Consider the following 18,107-nt stretch of genomic DNA (forward strand, 5'->3'; position numbering starts at 1 on the left):
GGTGAATGCCAAGGTGTTTAAGGTTATGATTTTTTTCTCATCCAGAGCGGGTATAGGACGATTCCGAATACATATAAGGCAATGCCAAGTATGAATGTATTCATATCAGCTGTACCTGTCTTGATGACCCAGATCGAGTAGATTAACGCCAGGATGGTGATAATGCCATCACGTACCCTTGAACCTTTCATGATGTCATAGGTTTCCCCAGTCATGACTAGTTTCAATTGATACAGAACGGATGCAAGATACGGGATTAAGTAAGCGAGTGTAGCGACGATCATTGAGAATTTATATGCTTCCAAAATCGTACCCGAAATAGTGGAGAATAAGAATATCTGTGTCATGATATTTGTTATTGTCATAGAACGTACGGGTGTACCATTTTTGTTCGATTTCGCAAAATAGGCCGGAAACAGATCCGATTTCGCTGCCTGGTAAGGAACCTCAGATGCAACGACAATCCATCCGATTGTAGATCCCAATAAGGAAATGACGGCAAGAGCAGCCATTATATATGTGCCGCTTGAACCAACTACAGCTTGCAGTGCGTCAACAAGCGGTTTTTGTGATATTTTCAAATCTTCTTGTGATATGGCACCCATCGTCAATAAAGTAATGCCGATATAAATGGCAACAGCGATAAGTAATCCAAGAATCGTCGCTTTCTTTACATCATTTTGTGACTTGGCACGGTTTGAAAGCATGACGGCAGCTTCAATACCGATGAAGGCCCATAATGTTGAAATTGCAGCAGCATTTACTTGATCACCTAAAGAGATTGCAGATCCCGTCTTATCATAAAATTCAGCTCCGTTCCCTAGATTGGAAGAATCGAAGATGAAAATCGTGATAATGATGAAAAATAAGAATCCAAGCACTTTGGTAACCGTAGCAAAAAGATTCATTTTCCCAGCACTGTTAAAACTTCTTACCAAGATTGCCTGAATCCCCCAAAGGGCAATGGAACATACCGCAAACGTTAATGCTTTACCTAGCTCAAGTTGAAACGAACCCGCTGTATAAATCACTTTCGAACTATGCATCACCGGGAAAAACGTTGATAGGTAACCAGCAAATGAAATGATGACAGAAGCTGTCGCAGCCCAATTCGCAGCCCAATAGCCCCAAGCCATGCTATACCCTGAAATCCTTCCTTTAGCAGGAGATTTAAATAATGATTGAGCATAACTTTGCGGTCCAGCCTTCAAATCCGGCTTCCGGACTGCCAGGTTACCAAACACCAAAGCTATTAGAAAAACTCCCAGTCCAGTAACAATCCATGCCAAGGTGGCCCCTAATGGACTGGATACTTGTGCTAATTGAGCAGGGAGCATGAAAATTCCGCCGCCGACCATATTTCCAATTACGAATGTGGTCAAAATCAATAAACCCCATTTTTTATTTACCATTTATATCGAACCTTTCTTAAATACAAAGTGTGTGTTTATACCGACAACTTATACTAAAATAGTATATCTCAAATAGTTTAGTTTGGTAAAGTGGTAAATAAGTAAAATGTAAAACGCAGACTAATCAGAAAATTTAAATTGAATATTGACAAAAGGGTTAAATTGGATTATATTAGTAAATACCAAGTTAATTGGTAAGAATAATATGGTTTGTCACTTTAAAAACGTATTTTTCTATAACGAAAGCAACACCTGAATATTGCCGATTAGTCAACTAAAGGCACCCTTAAATCTAATTTATTAGATGGCGGGTGCCTTTTATTTTTTATAGTGAGGGGAGGGGAATATGGAGGTCCTATTAACTGGTTATTCTTATACGGAAAGTAAAGTGATGAGGATATGATAGGTAAACCAAGTTCCTCAAGAAAATATTGAAAGTGGGAAGCGAACTTGTGCTTTTCGTTCGATCCTTTTTAACATTAGGCATGAAACGAAGCTTTATTACCAGTAGTGAAGGGGAGATATTATGGAAAAGAAAGAAGAATTGAAAATCAGGCATATCATTTCAAGCTTGGAAGATCTGCAATATGGATCCGTGATAATAACCATACATGATGGTGAAATAACACAGGTGGATACAACCGAGAAGAAACGATTCCCATTAGCGAAGAGCCGGGCTGTTAAAGCCAGATGAATAACAGTTATTAAGGGAGCTTTCGATATGAAGGCTCTTTTTTTATACAAAAATCTATTCAATTTGGAATTTCGATGAAGATTGTACTGCTTTTAACATGGTAGAATAAGTTAGGTGATAAGGGAGTTTTTTATAGGGGATTAAATGATATCTAAGGGAGGAACAGGGAATAGATGACCTTACAAACTATAGAACATGATATCTTGGCATTAATTGAAACATTTAATGGGAAAATCGCATATAAAATTGAAAATGGTCTTGGGGACACGATTGGATATCACGAGAATGAATCCTTTCAATCAGCGAGTTTGATCAAAATACCAATGATCATCGAAGGTTATCGTCAAAATGAACAAAAGAAAATCTATTTGAATCAACCAGTGACCATCCCGCCTAATGAAGTGACTGGGGGATCTGGGGTCCTGCATGTCTTATCGAATAAGGTATTTTTAACCGTAGAGGATTTATTGACATTGATGATAACTGTTTCCGACAATACATCCACGAATATGATGATGAACCTGTTGGGCTTTGAGGAAATCAATCAATGCATCAAAGAACTTGGTTTGAAAAATACGGTCCTTGAACGAAAAATGCAGGATTTTAAGGCATTAAAAGAAGGGCGCGACAATACCATATCGGCGGAAGATACGATTACCTGTTTAAAAGCCATACATACAGGCAACTTTTTAACGAAAGAAAGCCAGGAAAGAATATTGCGTGTATTTGACAACCAGCAATTACGGGATAAACTTCCATCACTGATGGGCAGAGGGGTCAAGGTCGCAAGCAAAACGGGCGGAATTCGGGGAGTTGCCCATGATTGTGCAATAATTCGTTCAGAAACACAAACTGTTTATGCTGCAGTTCTTACTGAAGATATAAAATCAGAGGAAGAAAGCCGTCAAGTAATCAGTAAAATTGGAAAATTAATATATGATGATATGGTTGCGGAATAAACTGTCATAATGAATATTGGAAAAAGCGGGAAGCCTTTCATGATTTCCCGCTCTTCGATCTTAGTTATATAGGGGATAGTAGGAAATAATGTTGAATAATGAAAAGAAAATGAAGCGGGGAAAAACTTTGAAAAGGGCGATGAAATTTTTTGTAATAAGCGCTATTGCAGTACTGGGGTATTTTGGATTTTTGCATATGAAAATTCAAGAAAGTATTCACCAGCAAATTCCGGAAAATGCCGATTACCTCATTATTCTTGGAGCAAGGGTCAAAGGTTCGGTTCCATCATTATCCTTACAATACCGGATTGATAAAGCTGCAGAATATTTAACGGCGAATAAACATACTTTGGTCATTGTATCTGGCGGCAAAGGACCGGGAGAAGATATATCGGAAGCAAAAGCAATGCAACAGGGGCTAATCGCCCAGGGAATTGAAGAAGCACGCATTATGATGGAAGACAAATCTACAACAACTTACGAAAATATTGTTTTCTCTAAAGAACTCATTCCTGATACTGCAGTTTTAGGATTGGTCGTAAGTAATGACTTTCATATCTATCGGGCAGTTGAAATAGCAAAAAAAGAAGGCTTGGACTTGAAGGGAATACCGGCAAAGACTCCAAAAGTGTCACTTTTGAAATCATATACCCGTGAATATCTTGCAATTACCAAATATTATTTGACAGAGTTGATTGGGAGGTAACATCCAGTGGTTTTAATTTGATTTCTCCTAAAGGTGGGAAGGGTGCTTTCATTATTCGACTTCCACGACAACATTGGGAACTTCCCAAAAATCTTTCTCTTGATATAGCTCCTTAAGTGTCTTATAAACGGGATAACCGGTATAGGAAATCTCGACTTGTTCATCAGCATCCACTTCTTCCACATCTATATCATCAACAAAACCAAGTTGATCATCGATTTCCATTAAATAAAATCCGAGTGCCTCATACCCGCTATAGGCTACAATAACCTTACTTTCAAGACCGCTATTAGAAACTTTGTAATATTTCATTGATTGACCTCCTTGTTGTAAATTCTTTAAGTGAATATGGTTACTTTTTCTTATACTCTGATATACCCGTTAATCGATATCTGAATCATTCAATTGATGAATAAAGAAAATAAAGGAAATAGGAAGGAGAACCCGTATTTTTAAAAATATTTCTAGAAATTTGCAATCTTTATCATTTCATGTTAATCTAATAAAGAATTGTTTTTGATTGTGGAAGAGGATAATAATTATTTTCCAAAATGATTAAAAATAGTAATACAATGTGTGTTATGCACTAGGAGGCAACAACAATGGAACAAGGTACAGTTAAATGGTTTAATGCAGAAAAAGGTTTTGGATTTATCGAACGTGAAAACGGAGACGACGTATTCGTACATTTCTCAGCTATCCAAAGCGAAGGATTCAAATCTTTAGACGAAGGTCAAAAAGTAACTTTCGACGTTGAGCAAGGTGCTCGTGGAGCTCAAGCTGCTAACGTTCAAAAAGCTTAATTTTAATATTAAATCGTAACCTATATAAACAGACTTCCCGATGGGGAGTCTGTTTTTTATTGTGCTAAAAAATAAAAGCAAAAAAAATCCCACTCTGAGCTGAGTAGGGTTTTAGGAGACGTGTTATTAAGATTTTTTTAATTCTTCCTCAAAGAAAAAAGTAGTTGGATGTTCTTTTACAGTATAAGAATATCTTTTCATGTTTTTTACATATGCCCATTTATTAATGGTTACTAATTCATTAGTATCCTGAATAGTTACTGTTTCACCAGTATTATACTTATTGCTTTTCAATTTAGCCACCCTCTTTACTAATAGTATAACATATTTGGGAATGAAAGATGTATCCAAGATATTACAAGGATATATTAGGTTTAAAAAATCATCCTATGTATACGGCACTGAGCTGATATTAAGAGGAAGTTAAAGGGGGATGGTTTAGCGATGACAGAAGGTGAAGCGCGGAATGCGGTTTTTAGCTGAACAAGGAATGGATATCACAGTTTGTGATTATGCGGAGTCAAGTAACGAGATCCACCTAAAATAAGAGAGGAAAATTGAATTGAACATAGATATAGGGTTTCTCTTCCTTGTTCTTTTATCTCTAACAGGATTAATATTGTCTATTAGATATACTAAAGAGCAAGATAAAGAGCAGAGTGAAGTAGTAAGTGGAGCAGGAATCTTCGGTAATTTTGTTTATCTATTGATAACTTCACTACCATTTAGGGTAAGAAAGGCGATATATATTATAGTGTGCCTTCTTATGGTCCTTTTGTTTTCTATTGGTTTATGGGAAGTATCAAAGGTTTAGATAGGCAACTTACAGGTACTTTACTTCAATAAGGGAGGTTGCTGCGGCAACCTTTTTCTTACGGAACTAAGGGCCAGGTTAGTGCAATAAGACGGGTTGAAAATCCAGCTCTCTTTTAAGTCGCTCTTGAGACATATTATTCAGCTAAGAAAAGTAAAAAATAAAAATCCATCCCTGAAAAGCTTCAAGGATGGATTCAGACAAACACCAAGATCCTTAGGTTGTCTCTTGGATAATTCTAATTATGGCCTATAGATAGGTAAGTTATCCAGGTTATTACGTAAAACGAACATAATAAATAGAAAAAGAGAATGTGCTTAAACGGGAACAAAAGTCGAAGATCCAGCTGCCATAATTGGTGTTTTTTTTTTTGACTAAAGTGCAGATTTGGTCTTTATATAGAGGGAGGAATCGAGGATTAAATATTTTTGCCCCCTTAATACTAAGGTTCCTTTCGAATTAATATAAATGGACTGTGTAATGGACTGAAAAAAATGAAATTTTCTATACACGCTTTGATATATATCTTTTTAGACTGTATCTATGGTATTCATGAAATATTTATAGGTGGTACACAAAGGTATTTTTCAAAAATAGTATGAATGCTATCCATCATTTTATCAACATGGGTATTTGCTTCATATATAACGTCTTTGAAAGACAAAGCTGGTCGATAATTGCATTCTTATTCAGTATATAAATTTTAAGACTATTCGCTTCAAATAAGTAGACGTTTTTCCCTACTTAAGACAATCAGAGGTTGTTCTCGAAAGGGGGATTTAATTTGAAGAAATTTATTGTTTGTTATACCTTGGATAATGATATTAAACGAGAAAAAATATTAAAAGGGCCAGATGTAAAGAAGGAAGACGTTCTACAAGATGCATTAGATAAGATAGTACGAAGTGATTACTTTATTGCGAAAACCGACCAAGGAGAGTATAGGATAAATTCTTCCTTAATTCGTTATATACAGGTTTTGCATGAAATGCATTGTTTTAAATACCATACTGATCATCAATGACTAGTGAGTAAATAAAGGTTATTTCTTTGCATAGTTTTCTTAAATTTTGTTGAATAACTTGAATATGGGAGAGAAGATTAATGTCAGAAACGTATCGTTCTCGTCAGGAACGAAAACAAGTGGAAAAAACAAAACAAGATCAAAAAAAAGATAAAAATCCCCCTAAAAGAAGGTCTTTCTTGAATAAAGTTTTACTTTGGTTTTTACTGTTAGGTGTTGTTTCAATTGGAATAGGGGCAGTTACGGTTGCAGCAATGATTAAGGATGCCCCTAAAATAGATGCTTCAAAACTAGTCGATCCGCTTTCTACCAAATTATACGATAAAAACGGGAATTTCCTTTACGAATATGGTAAAGAAAAGCGGACAAAAATTGAATATTCTCAAGTTCCAAAAATGTTGGAGCATGCTTTCATTGCCACGGAGGATGCACATTTTTATGAACACAATGGCATTGATATAAAAGGAACTGCGAGAGCAATCTTCAAGAACCTAAAAGGGGATTTCGGATCTCAAGGTGGAAGTACGATTACACAGCAGGTCATTAAAAACTCCTTTTTGTCACCTCAGAAAACAATAAAGCGGAAGGTACAGGAATGGAGCTTGGCCTATCAGCTTGAGCAAAAGTATTCCAAACATCAAATCTTAATGATGTATTTAAATAAGATATACCTTGGAGACGGGACATATGGTGTAGCAGCAGCCGCCAAAAATTACTACGGAATCGATGCCGATCATCTAAATAAATTAACGCTTCCGGAGGCCGCTATGTTGGCGGGGCTCCCACAGAGTCCAAGTAATTACGATCCCACTGAACCCGAACATGTGAAGGCTGCAACAAATCGTCGTAATATTGTTTTAGAAGCTATGTATAAACAAGGGTATATTACGAAAAAGCAATTGGAGGATGCAAAGAAGGTTTCAGTTACAGCAGGACTTGTTCCAAAAACGAAACAGCAAGGAATGCCGTACGAGGCGTTTTTGGACGCTGTTGTAAAAGAAGTTGAAAGAAAGCTGAAAAATGTAGATATCAGTTCAGATGGATTATCTATTTATACGACGCTAGATCCAAAAGCTCAGACCTTTGCGGACAAAATAATGAACACCGATACGATTATTTCTTATCCAAATGACAATTTTCAAGGAGCCTTCGTATTTTCAGATACAAAAACAGGAGAAGTTCGAGCTATTGGAAGCGGTCGGAACCAATATAAAGCTTCCTTCCGAGGCAACAACTTTGCGGTTGATATTAAACGTCAACCAGGATCTACTTTCAAGCCAGTCTTTGATTATGGTCCGGCTATTGAAAATTCAAAATGGTCTACAGCACACCAAATTAATGATCATGAGATAACCTACTCAAATGGTCAGTCTATTTCTAACTGGGATCATCAATATCACGGAATGATGTCGATTAGAACAGCCCTTCAATGGTCATACAATATTCCAGCACTTCTTACCCTTCAAGATGTAGGGATGGATAAAGCACAAAACTTTGCAGAAAATCTGGGTATTACTTTTAATAATAATAAGGTGTACGAATCATATGCGATTGGAAGTAATACGGTTAATCCATTAGAGTTGGCAGGGGCATATAGTGCTTTTGGAAATAACGGTGAATTCAATACACCACATTTTGTTCGTAAAGTTGTCTATCCTGATGGCAGAGTTGTTAATTTAACTCCAAAGCCAAAACGTGCTATGCATGATTACACAGCTTATTTGGTGACGGATATGTTACGGACAGTCGTAAAATCTGGTACAGGAAAAACAGCAAATGTCCTTGGACTAGATGTGGCTGGAAAAACTGGCACAACCAATTTTGACAGTAAAACCAGAGCACAATATGGATATCCAACCGGTGCGGTAAATGATAGTTGGTTCGCTGGTTATACACCGCAATACACTATGGCGGTTTGGACTGGATATACTAAAAATGGTCCAGGTAATTATATGGATGGAAATTCAACTAAAATCTCGCACCAAATGTTTAAGGCCATGCTGGAAGCGTTTGGAACAGACCAAAGTAGCTTCCAGCAGCCTAGTGATGTATACCGGGTGAATAATGAACTGTTCATTAAAGGTGCAAATCCTGAAGAAGCTCCACCAGTTACAAAAAATAATAAAGAAAAACCATTTGATATTGGTGGAAATAAAGAGGATAAAAAACATAAACAAGAGGAAGAGAAGCATAAACAACAAGAGGAAAAGCAACAAACACAAGAGGAAGAGAAGCATAAACAACAAGAGGAAAAGCAACAAACACAAGAGGAAGAGAAGCATAAACAACAAGAGGAAAAGAAACAAAAACAAGAGGAAAAGAAACAAAAACAAGAGGAGAAGAAACAAAAACAACAAGAGGAAAAGCAACACAAACAATAAAGATTTTTAGGATGGGATCGCATTGGTTCCATCCTTTTTTATGAGACATAAGAGAATGTGAGGGTTTCTACTTAAACTATAGGGTACGTTAGCTGAAGATCGGGGCTGTCTATAAGGCAGCTTTTTTGTATGAAAACATAATAGTAAAAAAGCCATGCTAAAATAGACCCTCCATATTCTCATTTTTTTGATGGGCGTAAATGTACTATGTCGTTATTTAACTGGTTATGCAGTTTGTTGTTCAGATGGAGCGATTGTATAGCCTTTCTTTTTTAAGTATTCGATCATTTTTAATTCTTTGTTATTTTGTTTTTCTTCAAGGTAATTTGAGCCTAGTTCATGATAAGGTTCTCCTGTTTTTAAGATGTTGTAAGTAATCGTTAATAGTAAATGGGCAGAAGCGATTCGTCCCTTCATTTTTCCTTGCCGTTTGGTAATCCTTTTTCGATGTGAAGCAATTCGATTATTTTGCCGTGATGTCGCTAATACACATTCTACGGCCATCGTTTTTAAAGCTTTATTTCCTTGTGTGGTTTTACTCGTTTTTTTTTACCAGCACTTTCGTAATTTCCAGGACTCACACCAGCCCAAGAGGCAAGGTGTTTAGCTGACTTAAATACGGACATATCAACACCCATCTCCGCAATAAAAGTAGCTGCCGCAGCTTTGTTCACACCAGGTATACCATCCAATAATTCTACTTCCTTACGATAGGGGGACAGGAGTTGATCGATTTGTTTTTCCAATTCTTCTATGGTTTGTTCTAAAAAACTCATATGCTCCCAATGGTAACGCAACATATCACGATGATGACGGCGAATACGCCCATTAATTGCATTGGCAATGTCAGTAATACTTGCTTTTGTTCGCCAATCCACCATTTTTCGAAGACCATCGGTCTCTATTTTTTCACCGTTTAGAATCGCTTCAAGGATACGGCGTCCCGATACACCAAAAATGTCTGATAGTACGGATGTTAGCTTGATATTAGCATCTTGAAGAATTTTGTGAATGCGATTCTGCTCTGAGGTGCGATGATGAATCAATTTTTTTCGATAACGAGTAAGATCTCGTAAATCACGAATATCCTCCGGTGGAACAAAATTGCTTTCAATAAGTCCGCATCTTAGAAGCTTGGCAAGCCATTCGGCATCTTTCACATCAGTTTTACGCCCTGGAACATTTTTGACATGTCTGGCATTGGCAAGAACAAGGTGAAAAGAATCTTCGAGTATATTCCATATTGGTTTCCAGTAGACTCCAGTACTTTCCATCACAACATCGGATACCCGAAGGGTAGTTAACCAATCACTTAAAGCCAAGAGTCCTGTTGTTGTAGTTGAAAAAGTTTCAATAGAGGTATTTGGCTTTTTATCTAATGGACCAAATAATACACAGGCTACTACTGTTTCTTGGTGTACATCTAGGCCAGCACACCGTTCAATCATTGCTTCCATAGGAGAATCACCTCAATAAAAGATTAACAATACATATGACAGGAGATTTGTTACAAAAATTTTTGTATACGTACTAGCAGTACACTAAATGGTTCTTCAATACTGTCACAACCAGTTTCTTATACAGGGTATCTTCCATAAGATCCACCAAAAAAAGTTCAGCCTGGGTGTATTGTTATCATCCATTATCGTCAAGGGGTTAATGGGTTAGACTCTATTTTTGAGTTTAGATTTTCGTAGTAGATGGTGGCGGCGAGGAGCGCCGCCATAGGAGTTTCTTATGGAACTACCATTCCAAACGACTTAAAGCCCAAGCGAAAAAGCTAGAGTTGACATACATCCATCCAAATTACGCTAGACAAGTATAGCCACATGCCTCCTAGTATGCAGAAACACGTAGCTGATGAACTTGATAATTTGTTTAAAGTTAAAGAAATGTGACCAATTCTGTGACCACTCAAGGTTTTAGACCTTCAAAACCCCTCTATATCAACGCTTTATTTAAAACGCCCAATCCCCATTACGGAAGACAGGTTCCGAAGAGCCGTCCTGTTTGATGCCGTCGATGTTCATTTTCTCTGATCCAATCATGAAATCGACATGTGTAAGGCTTTCATTCAGTCCATTCTCTGCAAGCTCTTCTTGACTCATGTTTTTTCCGCCTTCAATACAGAAAGCATAGGAACTGCCAATAGCCAGATGGTTTGATGCGTTTTCATCGAATAATGTATTGAAGAATAAAACATTCGATTGGGAAATTGGTGAGTTGAATGGAACAAGTGCCACTTCACCAAGATAGTGTGAACCTTCATCCGTTTCAACCAATTGTTTTAGGATTTCTTCCCCTTCTTCAGCTTTAACTTCAATGATCCGTCCTTCCTTAAAGGTCACGGAAAAATTATTAATGATGTTGCCGCCGTAACTAAGGGGCTTAGTACTGGAAACTGTACCATTAACACCTGTTTTCAATGGAACCGTAAACACTTCTTCGGTCGGCATGTTAGCCATGAATTCATGACCCTGTACGTTAACGCTTCCTGCTCCGACCCAAAGATGTTTGTCAGGTAACTCAATTGTCAGGTCGGTTCCAGGAGCCGTGTAATGCAATTTTTGGTAATGCTTGTCATTTAAATAATCAACCTTTTCATGCAGGGTATCATCGTGTTTTTTCCAGGCCTCTACAGGATCCTTCACATCAACACGAACCGCTTTGAAAATGGCTTCCCATAGCATATCAACGCGTTTTCCTTCTGCCTCTTCAGGGAATACTTTATCGGCCCAAGCTTTTGAAGGGACGGCGACTATGGACCAGCTAACTTTATCGGATTGCATATACTGACGCCACTTTTTCAGCGCAGTCCCGGATGCTTTTTGGAAGTTGGCAATCCTTTCAGGTTTTACACCTTTCAATAAGTCTGGGCTGGAAGAGATGACGGATAGATAAGCAGCTCCGTTTTCTGCAAGTTCGATCGTTTCTTCTGCACGCCACTTTGGATACTCGTGGAACACCTCATCGGGAGCGAGTTCATATTTAGTGCGTGAAACGATATCGTCATTCCAATTAACAATGACATTACGCGCACCGTTTTCATATGCTTTCTTTACAATGAGACGCACAAGGTCAGCGCCCTCTAATGTTGTGTTTACGACCAGGGTTTGATCTTGTTGGATGTTTACGCCGACTTTTACGGCAAGTTCTGCATATTTTTCTAAATTCGTTTGAAAATCACTCATCATTTCAAAACCCCTTTTCCATTTTCTACATTATAATTGTACTTATTGTTCTATAAAAAAGAAACTTTTTACATCGTTTGTGAAATCTTATAGTTAATTAAACGAAGGAGTTCTTTATAACTGGCAACGAGCTGAAATCAATTCGGATCAGTTTAGGTTCATTCACTTTAGTACCAACCCCGGCATCATTATCATATGAGCACATAACCTCCCCAGCCAGCTCAAGCAGCAGCCGGTGTGCCTATCTTGCATTCTACCAAAATTATAGAAGGAAAGACTATTGAAAAGGTTTGAATAGTTGCATAATTTAATTATTTGGTACAGTGAATCAATGGACTGAAAGAAAGAGGGCCTCTTTGAGACCCTCTTCTTAATAGTCAAAAAATCATTTACCCAAATTGATCCAAACGCTTTTCACTTCAGAATAGTTGTCCAGTGCATAAGATCCCATTTCACGTCCGATTCCTGATTGTTTGTAACCGCCGAACGGGGAAGCGGCGTCGAACGCGTTATAACAGTTCACCCACACTGTACCGGCACGGAGTTTTCCTGCAACATAATGGGCATTGGCTATATCGCTAGTCCATAAGCCCGCAGCCAATCCATATTCACTGGCATTTGCACGGTTAATGACGTCATCTAAATCCTCGAATGGCATTGCAGCTATGACCGGCCCGAAAATCTCTTCTTTAGCAATCGTCATGTCCTCTTCGACACCAGCGAATATAGTAGGAGAAACAAAGTAACCTTGTTCACCCGGTTTATTTCCGCCGACAAGAACTTCCGCACCCTCGTTTTTCCCTTTTTCAATATAGCCCATTACCCGATTTTGCTGCTCTTGGGAAACAAGCGGTCCAATTTGAGTACTTGGATCTAAACCTGCCCCTTGTTTGATGTTTTTTGCATGGCTGGCCATATCGGCTACAACATTATCATAATGTTTCTTTTGAATATAAACCCTTGAACCGGCACAGCATACCTGCCCTTGGTTAAACATGACCCCATTCAAAGCTCCAGGGATGGCTTTTGAGAAATCCGCATCAGGTAGGATGATGTTTGGCGATTTCCCTCCAAGTTCCAATGTGACCCGTTTCAATGAATATGAAGCGGAACGCATGATCAATTTTCCAACTTCGGTCGAACCGGTAAATGCAATTTTATTTACTTGCGGATGGTCGACAAGTGCTTGTCCAGCGGTTTCACCAAAACCGGGAACGATATTGACGACTCCATCAGGGAAACCGGCTTCAGCCAATAAATCAGCTAGGTAAAGAGCGGATAGCGGTGTTTGCTCAGCGGGCTTTAATATGACCGTACAACCTGTAGCAAGTGCCGCTCCCAGTTTCCACATCGCCATAAGAAGCGGAAAGTTCCATGGGATGATTTGGCCTACAACACCAACAGCCTCGTGTTTCGTGTAGTTAAAGTAATTTCCGCTAACCGGAATGGTCTGTCCAACAATCTTGGTGGACCAGCCAGCAAAATATCTCATATGTTCTATAGCTAAAGGAATGTCGGCATTGGTAGTTTCACTGATTGGTTTACCATTATCCAACGTTTCCAATTGGGCAAGTTCAGTTTTATTTTCTTCCATTAAATCGGCAAGTTTATACATAAGCCTACTGCGTGCAGCTGCGCTCATTCTTGACCAAGGCCCCTCATCGAATGCTTTGCGTGCAGCTTTGACAGCTAAGTCGATATCTTCTTTATCAGCTTCATAAACATCGGCAAGTTTTTGTCCTGTAGCAGGATTAGGAGTGGAGAAGGTTTTTTTTGAAGCACTTTCTACAAACTGACCATTAATATAGAGCTTTTTTGGTCCTGTTAAAAATTTTTGCAGCTTTCCACTTACTTCTAACGTTAGATTTGTCATAATTACCCTCCTGAATTAAATGATTATCTTGGGCAAAACATGATGACTTATTGTTAACGCTATGATTTATGCCAATTTTTATGATAAATGAAAAAAAGGGAATATTCAATCTATAACATTCGACAGAATAACCAAGATTTCTTCATCATTTTAAAAATGAGATATTTTTTTGTCATGACATGTGTAATTACTATAGAAAAAATGAAAGTTAATAGTTAAAATGAATAAGGATAAAATAACAAGAAGGTCTAAAGTTCTTCAGGAGGAATATATGGGAAATAATGCGAAAATGATATCGCAGCGTAAGTTACTTGGTGTTGCGGGTCTTGGATGGATGTTCGATGCACTTGATGTCGGTATGCTTTCTTTCATCATTGTTGCATTAAAACAGGAATGGAACTTAACCAGTGAGCAGGTTGGCTGGATTGGGAGCATAAACTCTATAGGAATGGCTGTTGGAGCAGTTTTCTTTGGTGCGATGGCCGACAGGGTAGGACGAAAGAATGTCTTTATCATTACATTATTATTGTTTTCAATCGCAAGTGGCCTTTCTGCAGCAGTCAGTACACTCAGCTTGTTCTTGATACTGCGATTTTTGATTGGAATGGGACTTGGAGGAGAACTTCCGGTTGCATCGACATTGGTTTCTGAAAGCGTTGAAGCGAGTAAAAGGGGAAGGGTGGTCGTCCTGCTTGAAAGTTTTTGGGCAGTTGGCTGGATTTTGGCAGCACTCATATCCTATTTCATCATTCCGGCTTATGGTTGGCGGGTTGCATTGTTATTGAGTGCAGTTCCAGCTTTATATGCGCTGTATCTGCGCTTGAAACTGCCGGATTCACCGAAGTATACGGAACTTGAAAAAAAGCAGAGACCATCTGTATTAAGCAATATGAAAAGTGTCTGGAAAAAGGAATACTCACGTCAGACCCTTGTATTATGGATTCTGTGGTTTTGCGTGGTCTTTTCTTATTATGGGATGTTTTTATGGCTGCCAAGTGTGATGGTCCTAAAAGGCTTCAGCATGATTCAAAGCTTTGAATATGTTTTGATCATGACGCTTGCACAGCTTCCGGGCTATTTTTCAGCTGCATGGCTGATAGAGAAGATGGGACGTAAATTCGTTTTGATCACATACTTAATTGGAACGGCCGTCAGTGCCTTTTTCTTTGGATCGGCAGAGGGGTTAGCACTGCTGATAGTTTCCGGGATGTTCCTATCTTTCTTCAACCTAGGGGCATGGGGTGCACTTTATGCGTATACACCTGAGCAGTATCCAACAGCAGTTCGTGGTACAGGTGCTGGGTTAGCTGCAGGGATCGGGAGGATTGGCGGTGTTCTGGGACCGTTGCTTGTAGGGTATTTAGTTGCCGCAGGCACCCCGATTTCATCGATTTTCACCCTATTTACAATTGCTATTCTAGTGGGTGCAGTTGCCGTGGCTTTTGGCAAGGAAACAAAGAATACCGTTTTGACATAAACAAAAGGAAGGGGACTGTATTCAGTCCCTTTCCTTTTGTTTATTTAAAGTCTTTTATTATTTTTAAAAGAGATTCGGAGGCAGTCTTCGGACTATCTGCATTCATGATGGCCGAGACGACTGCGGTACCGGATAGCCCGCAATTAGAAAGAGCGGAAATGTTATCGGCAGTGATACCCCCAATGGCTACAGCGGGAATTGAAAGGCTTCGGCAAATTTCCTCCAGATCCCCAATTGCCATAAGAGTTGCATCTTTTTTGGTCTTGGTAGGGAAAACGGAACCGACTCCGATATAGTCTGCTCCATTTCGTTCAGCTTCGAGAGCTTCTTCAAGAGTGGAGACAGATACACCGACAATCATATCTTCAGGAACCATTTGTTTGACGACAGGCAGTGGAAGGTCATCTTGCCCAATATGAATGCCGTCCGCTGCAACCGCAAGTGCTATATCCACCCGGTCATTGATGATAAGGGGAATGGACAGCTCGTTCAATAACTGTTTTAATGCAGAAGCTTTTTTATAAAAGGAGAGTGAGGAATTATTTTTCTCTCTAAGTTGTACGATCGAGACTCCTCCTGATACCGATTCTGCAATTATTTTGGTCAATTTTTCTAATGCTATGGACTCTTCAGTAACTAAATACAGACTTAAATCAATTTGGGACTTCTTCATTTATTTTCACCTCATGCATCCAAATTTCCTTATCCATTCTCGATATTGCATCGATTAATCGCACACGAAACGTTCCAGTTCCTTCATCTTTTCGAAGGTTTGCAGCAGCTAGTTCCCCTGAAATACTCATGGTTGAGATACCGGCAATTGCCGCAGAATAGAAATCGTCAGTGACTCCGGAAAAAGTGCCGATAAGAGCAGTGGACATGCAACCGGTACCTGTAACATTAGTTAATAGGAGGTTCCCGTTGTCGATGATGGATGTATGTTTTCCATCGCTGACCGCATCCTTAGCTCCGCTGACCACGACGATGCTATTCAATTTATTTGCCGCTCGTGCAGCCAGCTCTGCATTGCTAATCGCAAGTTCCCCCGAATCCACCCCGCGTGTAACGGTATCCCCACCCATCAATGAAAGGATCTCACTCGCATTTCCGCGAATGATTTGGAAAGTAACCTTACTTAGGAGCTCTTTGACCTGCTCTGTACGATAGGAGGTGGCACCAACTCCCACCGGGTCCAAAATGACTGGGATATCCAGGGCATTTGCCGTCTTACCGGCAATCTCCATTGCTTCCAAGGCTTTATCATCGATCGTACCGAAATTCAGGACCAATGCATCTGCTAATTTGACCATATCCGCCACTTCTCTTGGGCTCGATGTCATTACTGGTGAACCACCGATGGCAAGGGTGGCATTTGCACAGTCGTTGACAGTAACAAAGTTCGTGATTTGGTGAACGAGTGGTTTTCTTTCTCTTACCTTCACGAATAAATCGGCTGCAGAAACCTTCATATTAAGTCACTCCGTTCTTTTTTTGAAAATGAATGAAAATGATGGACAGGTCCATGACCTTTACCAATTGAAAAGCTATTGCGTATCGCTTCAGAAATATAGGTCTTGGCCTGTTCAATAGACACTTGCAAAGGCAGTCCATTTGCCAGGTTTGATGTAATGGCAGATGATAGGGTACAGCCTGTACCATGAGTGTTTTTTGTATGAATGCGCTCTCCCTTGATCCAATGGAAGTCAGTGCCATCATAAAAAAGATCATTTGGATTGCCTGCTGCATGTCCTCCTTTAAGTAGAACGGCTTTGGGACCCATTTCTTGTATCGAAATGCATGCCCTATAGAAATCTTGTTCCGTCCGTATCGACAAGCCTGTAAGTACTTCCGCTTCCGGTACATTTGGGGTTACAAGTGTTGCAAGCGGAAGCAAATCCATTTTTAAGGCAGACACAGCTTTTTCGTCGAGCAAATGGTGGCCACTTTTGGAAATCATGACAGGGTCAAGGATAACGATGGCAGGCATGAAGGTTTTAAGGGACACAACGACTGTTTCCACTATTTCTTTTGATCCAAGCATGCCTATTTTTACTGCATCGACAGGAATATCTTCAAAGATAGCTGCAATTTGATCTGATATGATAGATGTTTCAATTGGCTGTACTGAACGGACTTCCATTGTATTTTGTGCGGTTACGGCTGTGATGGCAGACATCCCAAAGACCCCATGTGCAGAAAATGTTTTTAAATCCGCTTGTATTCCAGCACCGCCCCCTGAATCAGAGCCTGCGATGGTTAATGCTGTTTTCATAAAAAAACCCCTTCATATAATTATTTTTTAGAAGTATTTTAAGTAATATGAAAGCTAAAATCGCACCTGCGAATGAACTGAGCATGAAAGCCGGTAAAAAACCAAAAAGAGCAGCTTTTTCTCCCAATAGGAGGATGGCAAGCGGATAACAGGCTAGGGAACCGAGAATGCCGGTCCCGATCACTTCCCCAAAACAAGCGAATTTTAAGCTTTGTGTTTTTCGATAAAGGATGGCAGCCAAAAGTGCACCGATCATGCTGCCGGGAAAGGCGAAAATTGAACCGGTACCAGACATGTTTCTAATGATGGAAACTAAAAAAGCTTGAGTCACAGCATAAGCAGGCCCCAATAGAACGGCCGTCAGGACATTTGCCAGATGCTGAATAGGAAAGACCTTTGCAAATCCTGCAGGGATGAAAATAAATGAACTGGTCAGAGTCGTTATAGCCGTGATCATTGCAGTCAACGTCAGTTTCTTGATTGGATTCATCATCATGTCAA

18 protein-coding genes are annotated in these 18,107 nt (G+C 39.3%); 7 read left to right on the forward strand and 11 right to left on the reverse strand.

What is annotated here, in order from left to right; translation table 11 throughout:
- Nucleotides 1-23: 23 nt before the first annotated feature.
- Nucleotides 24-1,412 carry an amino acid permease gene (locus tag NYE63_RS07305; RefSeq protein ID WP_342604642.1) on the reverse strand — a complete coding sequence of 463 codons (1,389 nt, stop codon included), beginning with the start codon at nucleotides 1,410-1,412 and terminating at the stop codon, nucleotides 24-26.
- Between the two features lie 526 nt (nucleotides 1,413-1,938).
- Here NYE63_RS07305 and NYE63_RS07310 point away from each other — a divergent pair.
- From NYE63_RS07310 to NYE63_RS07320, 3 genes are all read left to right on the forward strand, one after another.
- On the forward strand, nucleotides 1,939-2,106 hold the full coding sequence (locus tag NYE63_RS07310) for a YezD family protein (protein WP_069981673.1): 168 nt from the start codon (nucleotides 1,939-1,941) through the stop codon (nucleotides 2,104-2,106).
- A gap of 173 nt (nucleotides 2,107-2,279) precedes the next feature.
- A complete protein-coding gene (locus NYE63_RS07315) occupies nucleotides 2,280-3,065 on the forward strand; it encodes a serine hydrolase (protein WP_342604643.1) in 786 nt (261 codons plus the stop codon).
- A gap of 88 nt (nucleotides 3,066-3,153) precedes the next feature.
- On the forward strand, nucleotides 3,154-3,771 hold the full coding sequence (locus tag NYE63_RS07320; RefSeq protein WP_342604644.1) for a YdcF family protein: 618 nt from the start codon (nucleotides 3,154-3,156) through the stop codon (nucleotides 3,769-3,771).
- Nucleotides 3,772-3,822: 51 nt separating this feature from the next.
- Here the strand turns inward: NYE63_RS07320 and NYE63_RS07325 are convergent, their stop codons facing one another.
- A complete protein-coding gene (locus tag NYE63_RS07325) occupies nucleotides 3,823-4,083 on the reverse strand; it encodes a hypothetical protein (protein WP_342604645.1) in 261 nt (86 codons plus the stop codon).
- 290 nt (nucleotides 4,084-4,373) lie between these two features.
- Between NYE63_RS07325 and cspC the strand changes: the two genes are divergently transcribed.
- A complete protein-coding gene (gene cspC, locus NYE63_RS07330) occupies nucleotides 4,374-4,574 on the forward strand; it encodes a cold shock protein CspC (protein ID WP_010331195.1) in 201 nt (66 codons plus the stop codon).
- Nucleotides 4,575-4,700: 126 nt separating this feature from the next.
- Here the strand turns inward: cspC and NYE63_RS07335 are convergent, their stop codons facing one another.
- Entirely contained in the window at nucleotides 4,701-4,868 is a 168-nt protein-coding gene (locus NYE63_RS07335; RefSeq protein WP_169803969.1) for a hypothetical protein, read from the reverse strand.
- 1,304 nt (nucleotides 4,869-6,172) lie between these two features.
- Between NYE63_RS07335 and NYE63_RS07340 the strand changes: the two genes are divergently transcribed.
- Nucleotides 6,173-6,412: a hypothetical protein gene (locus NYE63_RS07340; RefSeq protein WP_342604646.1), complete on the forward strand. Its 240-nt coding sequence runs from the start codon at nucleotides 6,173-6,175 to the stop codon at nucleotides 6,410-6,412.
- An 80-nt stretch (nucleotides 6,413-6,492) separates the two neighbouring features.
- On the forward strand, nucleotides 6,493-8,793 hold the full coding sequence (locus NYE63_RS07345) for a PBP1A family penicillin-binding protein (protein ID WP_342604647.1): 2,301 nt from the start codon (nucleotides 6,493-6,495) through the stop codon (nucleotides 8,791-8,793).
- Between the two features lie 225 nt (nucleotides 8,794-9,018).
- On the opposite strand, the gene NYE63_RS07350 is transcribed toward NYE63_RS07345, so the two are convergent.
- The 4 genes from NYE63_RS07350 to NYE63_RS07365 form a co-directional block, all read right to left on the reverse strand.
- Nucleotides 9,019-9,297 carry a hypothetical protein gene (locus NYE63_RS07350; protein ID WP_260287446.1) on the reverse strand — a complete coding sequence of 93 codons (279 nt, stop codon included), beginning with the start codon at nucleotides 9,295-9,297 and terminating at the stop codon, nucleotides 9,019-9,021.
- A gap of 5 nt (nucleotides 9,298-9,302) precedes the next feature.
- Nucleotides 9,303-10,250, reverse strand: coding sequence for an IS110 family transposase (locus tag NYE63_RS07355; RefSeq protein ID WP_342604648.1), 948 nt, complete (start codon nucleotides 10,248-10,250; stop codon nucleotides 9,303-9,305).
- Nucleotides 10,251-10,751: 501 nt separating this feature from the next.
- Nucleotides 10,752-11,984 carry an aminopeptidase gene (locus NYE63_RS07360; RefSeq protein ID WP_342604649.1) on the reverse strand — a complete coding sequence of 411 codons (1,233 nt, stop codon included), beginning with the start codon at nucleotides 11,982-11,984 and terminating at the stop codon, nucleotides 10,752-10,754.
- Nucleotides 11,985-12,369: 385 nt separating this feature from the next.
- Nucleotides 12,370-13,857, reverse strand: coding sequence for an aldehyde dehydrogenase family protein (locus NYE63_RS07365; protein ID WP_063232085.1), 1,488 nt, complete (start codon nucleotides 13,855-13,857; stop codon nucleotides 12,370-12,372).
- A gap of 271 nt (nucleotides 13,858-14,128) precedes the next feature.
- Between NYE63_RS07365 and NYE63_RS07370 the strand changes: the two genes are divergently transcribed.
- Nucleotides 14,129-15,334: an MFS transporter gene (locus NYE63_RS07370; protein WP_342604650.1), complete on the forward strand. Its 1,206-nt coding sequence runs from the start codon at nucleotides 14,129-14,131 to the stop codon at nucleotides 15,332-15,334.
- 40 nt (nucleotides 15,335-15,374) lie between these two features.
- Here the strand turns inward: NYE63_RS07370 and thiE are convergent, their stop codons facing one another.
- The 4 genes from thiE to thiW are packed head-to-tail and all read right to left on the reverse strand — an operon-like array spanning nucleotide 15,375 to nucleotide 18,096.
- Nucleotides 15,375-16,007, reverse strand: coding sequence for a thiamine phosphate synthase (thiE, locus tag NYE63_RS07375; protein WP_342604651.1), 633 nt, complete (start codon nucleotides 16,005-16,007; stop codon nucleotides 15,375-15,377).
- A complete protein-coding gene (thiM, locus tag NYE63_RS07380) occupies nucleotides 15,988-16,803 on the reverse strand; it encodes a hydroxyethylthiazole kinase (RefSeq protein WP_342604652.1) in 816 nt (271 codons plus the stop codon). The genes thiE and thiM overlap by 20 nt, the downstream gene beginning before the upstream one ends.
- Nucleotides 16,800-17,606 (reverse strand): bifunctional hydroxymethylpyrimidine kinase/phosphomethylpyrimidine kinase, encoded by an 807-nt coding sequence (gene thiD / locus NYE63_RS07385; protein ID WP_342604653.1) that lies wholly within the window; start codon nucleotides 17,604-17,606, stop codon nucleotides 16,800-16,802. The genes thiM and thiD overlap by 4 nt, the downstream gene beginning before the upstream one ends.
- Entirely contained in the window at nucleotides 17,575-18,096 is a 522-nt protein-coding gene (gene thiW, locus NYE63_RS07390; RefSeq protein WP_342605701.1) for an energy coupling factor transporter S component ThiW, read from the reverse strand. The genes thiD and thiW overlap by 32 nt, the downstream gene beginning before the upstream one ends.
- Nucleotides 18,097-18,107: the final 11 nt, after the last annotated feature.

This window comes from Peribacillus sp. FSL E2-0159, assembly GCF_038643155.1.
Lineage (GTDB): Bacteria > Bacillota > Bacilli > Bacillales > DSM-1321 > Peribacillus > Peribacillus simplex.